Origin of the sequence: Xenophilus sp. (assembly GCF_044462705.1) — a bacterium.
In the GTDB taxonomy this organism is placed as follows: Bacteria; Pseudomonadota; Gammaproteobacteria; order Burkholderiales; family Burkholderiaceae_C; genus Xenophilus; species Xenophilus azovorans.
On sequence record NZ_JBIQNC010000268.1, the window covers coordinates 1 to 5,489 of the forward strand.

Sequence of the window (5,489 nt, forward strand, 5' to 3'; positions counted from 1 at the left end):
CCGGTGCGTGGGAGACGTGGAAGCGCAGGCAAAGCTGCGGATGGCGGGCCACCAGTTGCGGCACCCGCGGCAGCAGCCAGCGCGCGACCACCGCGGGCGTGGCCGAGAGCGTGACCGTCTGGCGCGCCGGCGCCGCATGCAGGCCGGCCACCGCCTGCGCCATCGCGTCGAAGGACTCGGTGAGCGCCTTCTGCAGCACCTGTCCCTGCGCGGTGAGCACCAGCTGGCGCGGCGTGCGCACGAACAGCGCCAGGCCCAGCGTGTCCTCGAGCTGGCGCACCTGGTGGCTGATCGCCGTGGGCGTGACCGACAGTTCCTGCGCGGCGAGCTTGGCGCTGCGGTGCCGCGCCGCCGCCTCGAAGGCGCGCAGCGCGGACAGGGAGGGCAAGGCGCGTGGGTGGCTCATGGATGAATTTCATTTTCCCATGTCCGCCAGAAATCGTCGTTTGTCACGAGGGGTGGCGCTTCCTAGAGTCGACCTGCCAGCCCAATGCTGCTGAGCAGTTCTCATCCATCCATCAAGGAATCCCGCCATGACCCATCTTCTGCACCTGGACGCCAGCGCCCGCCCCGGCCGCGCCGGCGAACATCCGCACGGCTCGCTCACCCGCGCGCTGAGCCACCGCTTCGTCGCCCGCTGGACGCGCGCCCGCCCGCAGGACACGGTGAGCTACCGCGACGTCGGGCTGCAGCCGCCGCCAGCCCTTTCCGGTGCATGGATCCACGCCGCCTTCACGCCCGAGGCCCACCGGTCGCCGGCGCAGCGCACGGCGCTGGCGCACAGCGACGCCCTGGTGAACGAACTGCTGCGCGCCGACCTGCTGGTGCTGGGCGTGCCGATGTACAACTTCGGCCCGCCGGCCGCCTTCAAGGCCTGGCTGGACCACATCGTGCGCATCGGCCGCACCTTCGATTTCGACCCGGCGCGCGGCGACGATCCTTACGTGCCGCTGCTGGCCGACCGCCCGCGCCGGGCCGTCCTGCTCAGTTCGCGCGGCGGCCACGGCTTCGACGAAGGGGGCGCGATGGCCGCCATGAACCACCTGGACCCTGCCGTGCGCACGGTGCTGGGCTTCATCGGCATCACCGAGGTGCACGGCATCGCCATCGAGCACGAGGAGCACGGGGACGAGCGCCTGGCCCGGTCGGTGGCGCAGGCGCATGCGCGCATCGATGCGCTGGTGGACCGGTGGCTTGCGCCAGCGCCGGCCGTCCATCGGGCCGCCGGCATGCAGAAGGCGGCCCTGGCCGCCTGATGCGGCTACGCCGGCGCCGCGGCCGGCCCCAGCGCGGCCAGCGTCTTCTGCATCGCCGGCACGCCCACGGCCATCATGGCGCCGATGGGGCCGGCCGCCGCGTCGGGCAGCACATCGGTGATCCAGACGAAGCGCGTGCGTCCGTCGGGCTCGGCCAGCACCTGTGCGCTGGCGTGGTGATGCTCGGCCCGGCCGCCCACCACCGTGTAGGCCAGGCGCCGCGCCTGCTCGTCGATGCCGACCAGCCGTTCGCGCACCTCGTAACCGTTGGCGAAGCGGATGCGGCGCACCTGGCCGCCCTCCTCCAGCACGCAGTCGGCGACGAAGCCGGGCGCCAGGCGCGTGTGCACGGCGCCGAAGTCGCGCAGCACGTCCCACACCAGCGCCGGCGCGGCGTCGACGACGAATTCCTGCCGCAGCGTGGCCATGCCCGAGCCCCCTCAGCCGGCGCGCAACTGCGCGCGCAGCCTGGCGCCGATCTCCGGCTGCGCCAGGAACGGGTCGGCCGGATTGCGCATGGCGACGATGTTCTCCATGCGGCTGGTGATGTTGCCCAGCGCCTTGGGACTTTCGTGGCTGAACACGTAGAACTGGTCGTCGCTGATCGCCTGGAAGACCTTGTGCGCCACCTCGGCGGCGGTGATCTTGCCGCTGGTGACGGCCTTCTCGGTCATCGCCTGGCCGATCAACTGGCTCTTGGTGAGCTGGCTCTGCGCCGGCGCGCCGCCCGGTCGGTTGCGCTCGCTGTGGGTGATGCCGGTGGGCACGAAGTACGGGCACAGCAGGCTGGCACCGATCTGGTCGGTCACCAGGCGCAGGTCCTGGTACATCGTCTCGGTCAGGCTCACCACCGCGGCCTTGGCCGCGTTGTAGATGCCCATGTTGGGCGGCGTGAGCAGGCCGGCCATGCTGGCGGTGTTGGTCACGTGGCCGCGGTACGACGGGTCTTTCGCCGCGGCCTCCAGCATCATCGGCACGAACAGGCGCACGCCGTGGATCACGCCCCACAGGTCCACGCCCAGCACCCATTCCCAGTCGGCGACGGTGTTCTCCCACACCAGGCCACCGGCGCCCACGCCGGCGTTGTTGAAGACGAAGTGCGGCGCGCCGAAGCGCTCCTTCACGGCGGCGGCCAGGGCCTCCATCTGGCCGGCGTCGGACACGTCGACCCTGCGCGCGAGCACCTGCGCGCCCGCGGCCTTCATCTCGGCCTCTGCCTGGTCCAGTGCGTCCTGCTGCACGTCCACCAGCACCAGGTTCATGCCGCGGGCGGCGCCGATGCGCGCGCATTCGAGGCCGAAGCCGGAGCCGGCGCCGGTGAGCACGGCCGTCTTGCCTTGGAAGTCCTGGATCATGGAGAAACGCCTTTCAGTCGGAAGGAAGAGGTGGATGTCTCGACCGCTGCCGGCCTGCATGCATGGCGGCAGCGACGCGGACGCCATTGGAGCGCGAACGGCGCCCGGCTGTCAGTCCTTCCCGCGACGGCGGCCCTTCAACCGACGCCCGGCTCGCTGCCGACCCCGTGGTGCACGGTGAACAGGCCGTCGGGATCGTAGCGACGCTTGGCAGCCAGCAGCCGCGCATGGTGGCCGCCCCAGAAGGCGCGCGGCCAGTCGGGCTGGAAGTAGTCGCTCTCGGACAGGTAGGCGCCGCCGTCGGGCACCACCTGCCGCAGCGCCGCCATGGCGCGGCGGATGGCGGCGGCGCGTGCGCGGCCCCGCTCGACCTGCGGCTCGTGGCCCGGCACGCCCGGATAGGCCGGCTGCTCGCCGGCGCCCATGATGAGCAGGGCGAAGGCGTCCAGCACGGCCGGGTTCATGGCCGTGTCGCGGGCCGCGGCCAGCACCTCGGGCGGGGCGCCGGCGAGCCCCTTGTTGAAGTGCAGCGACAGGCCGCTCTCGCGGCTGGCGGCGAACAGCGCGTCGGCCAGCGCGCCCAGCGCCTCGCCGTGCAGCAGGCCGGCCGGCAGCCAGGTGGACGCGTAGCCGTGCAGCACCTGCCCGGCCTGGCCCTGGTCGCCGGGCCAGAAGACGTTGGTGGCCGGCGCGCCGGGGCGTTCGTCGCGGGCCTGGAAACCCAGGCTGCGCTTGATCCACGACGGCGCCCAGAAGTCGCGCGCCGAGGTGCCGACCACCAGCGGCGAGGACAGGAAGCGCAGTTCCCCCGGCGCCGCCTGCACCGCATCGATGAAGGGCTGCCAGACGGCGCCCGCCTCGGCCCGGTTCAGGCCCTGGAAGACCATGCTCACCTGCAGCCGCTCGCCGGGCAGCAGGCGGATCTGCTCGCCCCAGTGCGGGTCGAGCAGTGCCGTGCGCGCGAAGCCGAGCGTTCGCGCGATCAAGCGGCGGAAGGCCTCGGGCGAGGCGGCCTGCACCGTCATCTCGATCGCGCCGAAGGTGCGCGGCAGCGGGTGCACCTTCAGCGTCAGCCGCGTGACGACGCCGAAGCTGCCGCCGCCACCGCCCTTGAGGGCCCAGAACAGCTCGGGGTCGCGGCAGGCGTTGACGGTGCGCACCGCCCCGTCGGCCGTCACCACCTCGGCCTGCAGCAGGCTGGCCGAGGCCAGGCCGAAGGCCTTGGAGAAACTGCCGAAGCCGCCGCTTTGCACCAGCCCGGCCACGCCCACCGTCATGCAGCCGCCGCCCTGCACGTAGCCGCCGGCGCGGGTGGTGACGGCGTCGTAAGCCTCGCCCCAGACGGCGCCCGCGCCCAGGGTGACGGCGCGCTGCGGCGGCAGGCGGCCGGCGCAGCCCTCGGGCACGAAGTCCTCGTGCACGGCGGCGTCGTTCATGCGGCGCGTCCACACCAGCAGCGAGCCGGCCGCGTTCGAGGTGCCCTGGTAGGCATGGCCGCCGCCCTTGACCGCCAGCTGGACGCGCCGCGTGCGCGCGAAGTCCACTGCCGCCGCCACCTCCTGCGCGTTGCGCGCGGCCACCGCCCAGGCGCTGGGCTGCGAGGTCCATGCGTCGACGTAGCCGAGCGTCTGCGTCAGCGCCACGCTGTCGCGCGTGAAGTACGGGTTCTTGAGCGCGCGCAGCAGGCGCTCGGCTTCGGCGGGGTCCTGCCGCGCCGCCGGCCAGGGCGACTCGACACGCATCAGCGCACCGCCGGTGGCGGCTCTCAGGCGCTGCCAGTCGGCCTCGTCGGGCCAGCCCGGCTCGCCCGGTCGCACCGCGGGCGCCGCGGCGCGGGCGGCGGGCAGGCGGCCGAGCCAGCGCAGCGCCGCGGCAGCCGACAGCAGCAGCCGCCGCGGCCGTGAAAAGAGGGAGGCCCGTGTCCGCATCGCCGTGCTGCGCGCCCGCGTGCGGCCGGCGCTCAGTCGCGCGCCGCCTTCAGCACGTAGCCGATGCGCGGGAAGTGCACGTGCACCGTGCCAACGTCGTCCGCCTGGCGCGCCAGCGTGTAGTGCGTGCGCGTGGCCGCGACCAGCGTGCCCGCGGTCTCTTCCGGGCCGAAGCTCTCGGCGCGCACGGTGACGGCGCTGCCCAGCGGGATGCCGTGCTCGTCCTGGAAGGTGCTGTCGGCCAGCAGCGTGTGCGGCGTGGCGGCCTGCGCGGCGGCGATGGCGTCGGCGGCGGTGATCTTCTCGAAGCTGCCGTGGCCGATCGCCTGGATGCTGTCCATCCAGTCCAGCACGGCGGGCGTGAGCTGGAGGATGTCTTTCACCGCATGCACGCGGCGGGTGTACCAGAGCCCGTGGTAGGCCGCAAAGTCTGCGATGCAGGGCACTTCGCCGAGCAGGAAGGGCTTGTCGTCCAGCATGTCCGACAGGCGCCGCAGGTAGGACTTGTAGGCCGCGGCGGCGTCGCCCGGCCGCAGCCGCGCCATGTTGCCGGCGCTCATCTTCGCGCGGTCTTCGGCGAAGGCCTTGGCCGCTTCCGGCGGCGCGCCGGCGAAGACCTCGGCCGCGCCCTTGGGCTGCAGGCTGTAGGCCATGGCGGCCCAGAAGAGCTGGTTGTCGGCCCACTGGGCGAGGATGCGCGAGAGGCCCTTTTCCGGCTCGGGATACAGCGGCGGCTCGGGCTGCAGGTGCTCCAGCACGTCGGCGACGAGGGCGGTGTCGCAGTAGATGTCGGCGCCGATCTGCAGCACCGGCGCGCGCCGGTAGCCGCCGGTGAGGGCCACGAGCTGCGGCTTGGGCATCACCGGCGGGATGATCACCGACTTCCAGGCCAGCTTCTTGTGGCCCAGCAGCAGGCGGGCCTTCTCGGAAAAGGGCGAACTGGCGTAGTG

General features: G+C 73.0%; 6 protein-coding genes. 1 reads left to right on the forward strand and 5 read right to left on the reverse strand.

Translation table 11 applies throughout. The features are described 5' to 3' along the window. Positions 1 to 406: LysR family transcriptional regulator (locus tag ACIY1X_RS24265; protein ID WP_399685666.1), on the reverse strand; the 406-nt coding region annotated here is incomplete at its 3' end. A gap of 127 nt (positions 407 to 533) precedes the next feature. Between ACIY1X_RS24265 and ACIY1X_RS24270 the strand changes: the two genes are divergently transcribed. Continuing rightward, positions 534 to 1,256 (forward strand): FMN-dependent NADH-azoreductase, encoded by a 723-nt coding sequence (locus ACIY1X_RS24270; protein ID WP_399685668.1) that lies wholly within the window; start codon positions 534 to 536, stop codon positions 1,254 to 1,256. 5 nt (positions 1,257 to 1,261) lie between these two features. Here ACIY1X_RS24270 and ACIY1X_RS24275 read toward each other — a convergent pair whose 3' ends face one another. The 4 genes from ACIY1X_RS24275 to ACIY1X_RS24290 all read right to left on the reverse strand — a co-directional run. Beyond that, a complete protein-coding gene (locus ACIY1X_RS24275) occupies positions 1,262 to 1,684 on the reverse strand; it encodes an SRPBCC family protein (protein WP_399685669.1) in 423 nt (140 codons plus the stop codon). A 12-nt stretch (positions 1,685 to 1,696) separates the two neighbouring features. Further along, complete coding sequence (locus ACIY1X_RS24280; protein WP_399685672.1) at positions 1,697 to 2,611, reverse strand: SDR family oxidoreductase; 915 nt, start codon at positions 2,609 to 2,611, stop codon at positions 1,697 to 1,699. A gap of 137 nt (positions 2,612 to 2,748) precedes the next feature. After that, positions 2,749 to 4,539 (reverse strand): FAD-binding protein, encoded by a 1,791-nt coding sequence (locus tag ACIY1X_RS24285; RefSeq protein WP_399685675.1) that lies wholly within the window; start codon positions 4,537 to 4,539, stop codon positions 2,749 to 2,751. A gap of 32 nt (positions 4,540 to 4,571) precedes the next feature. Further along, a partial coding sequence (locus ACIY1X_RS24290) for a glutathione S-transferase family protein (protein WP_399685677.1) occupies positions 4,572 to 5,489 on the reverse strand: 918 nt, incomplete at its 5' end.

Excerpts from the sequence above, each read along its gene's own strand:
- ACIY1X_RS24270 (WP_399685668.1), top strand. The coding sequence starts at position 534 with ATGACCCATCTTCTGCACCTGGACGCCAGCGCCCGCCCCGGCCGCGCC.
- ACIY1X_RS24275 (WP_399685669.1), bottom strand. The coding sequence starts at position 1,684 with ATGGCCACGCTGCGGCAGGAATTCGTCGTCGACGCCGCGCCGGCGCTG.
- ACIY1X_RS24280 (WP_399685672.1), bottom strand. The coding sequence starts at position 2,611 with ATGATCCAGGACTTCCAAGGCAAGACGGCCGTGCTCACCGGCGCCGGC.
- ACIY1X_RS24285 (WP_399685675.1), bottom strand. The coding sequence starts at position 4,539 with ATGCGGACACGGGCCTCCCTCTTTTCACGGCCGCGGCGGCTGCTGCTG.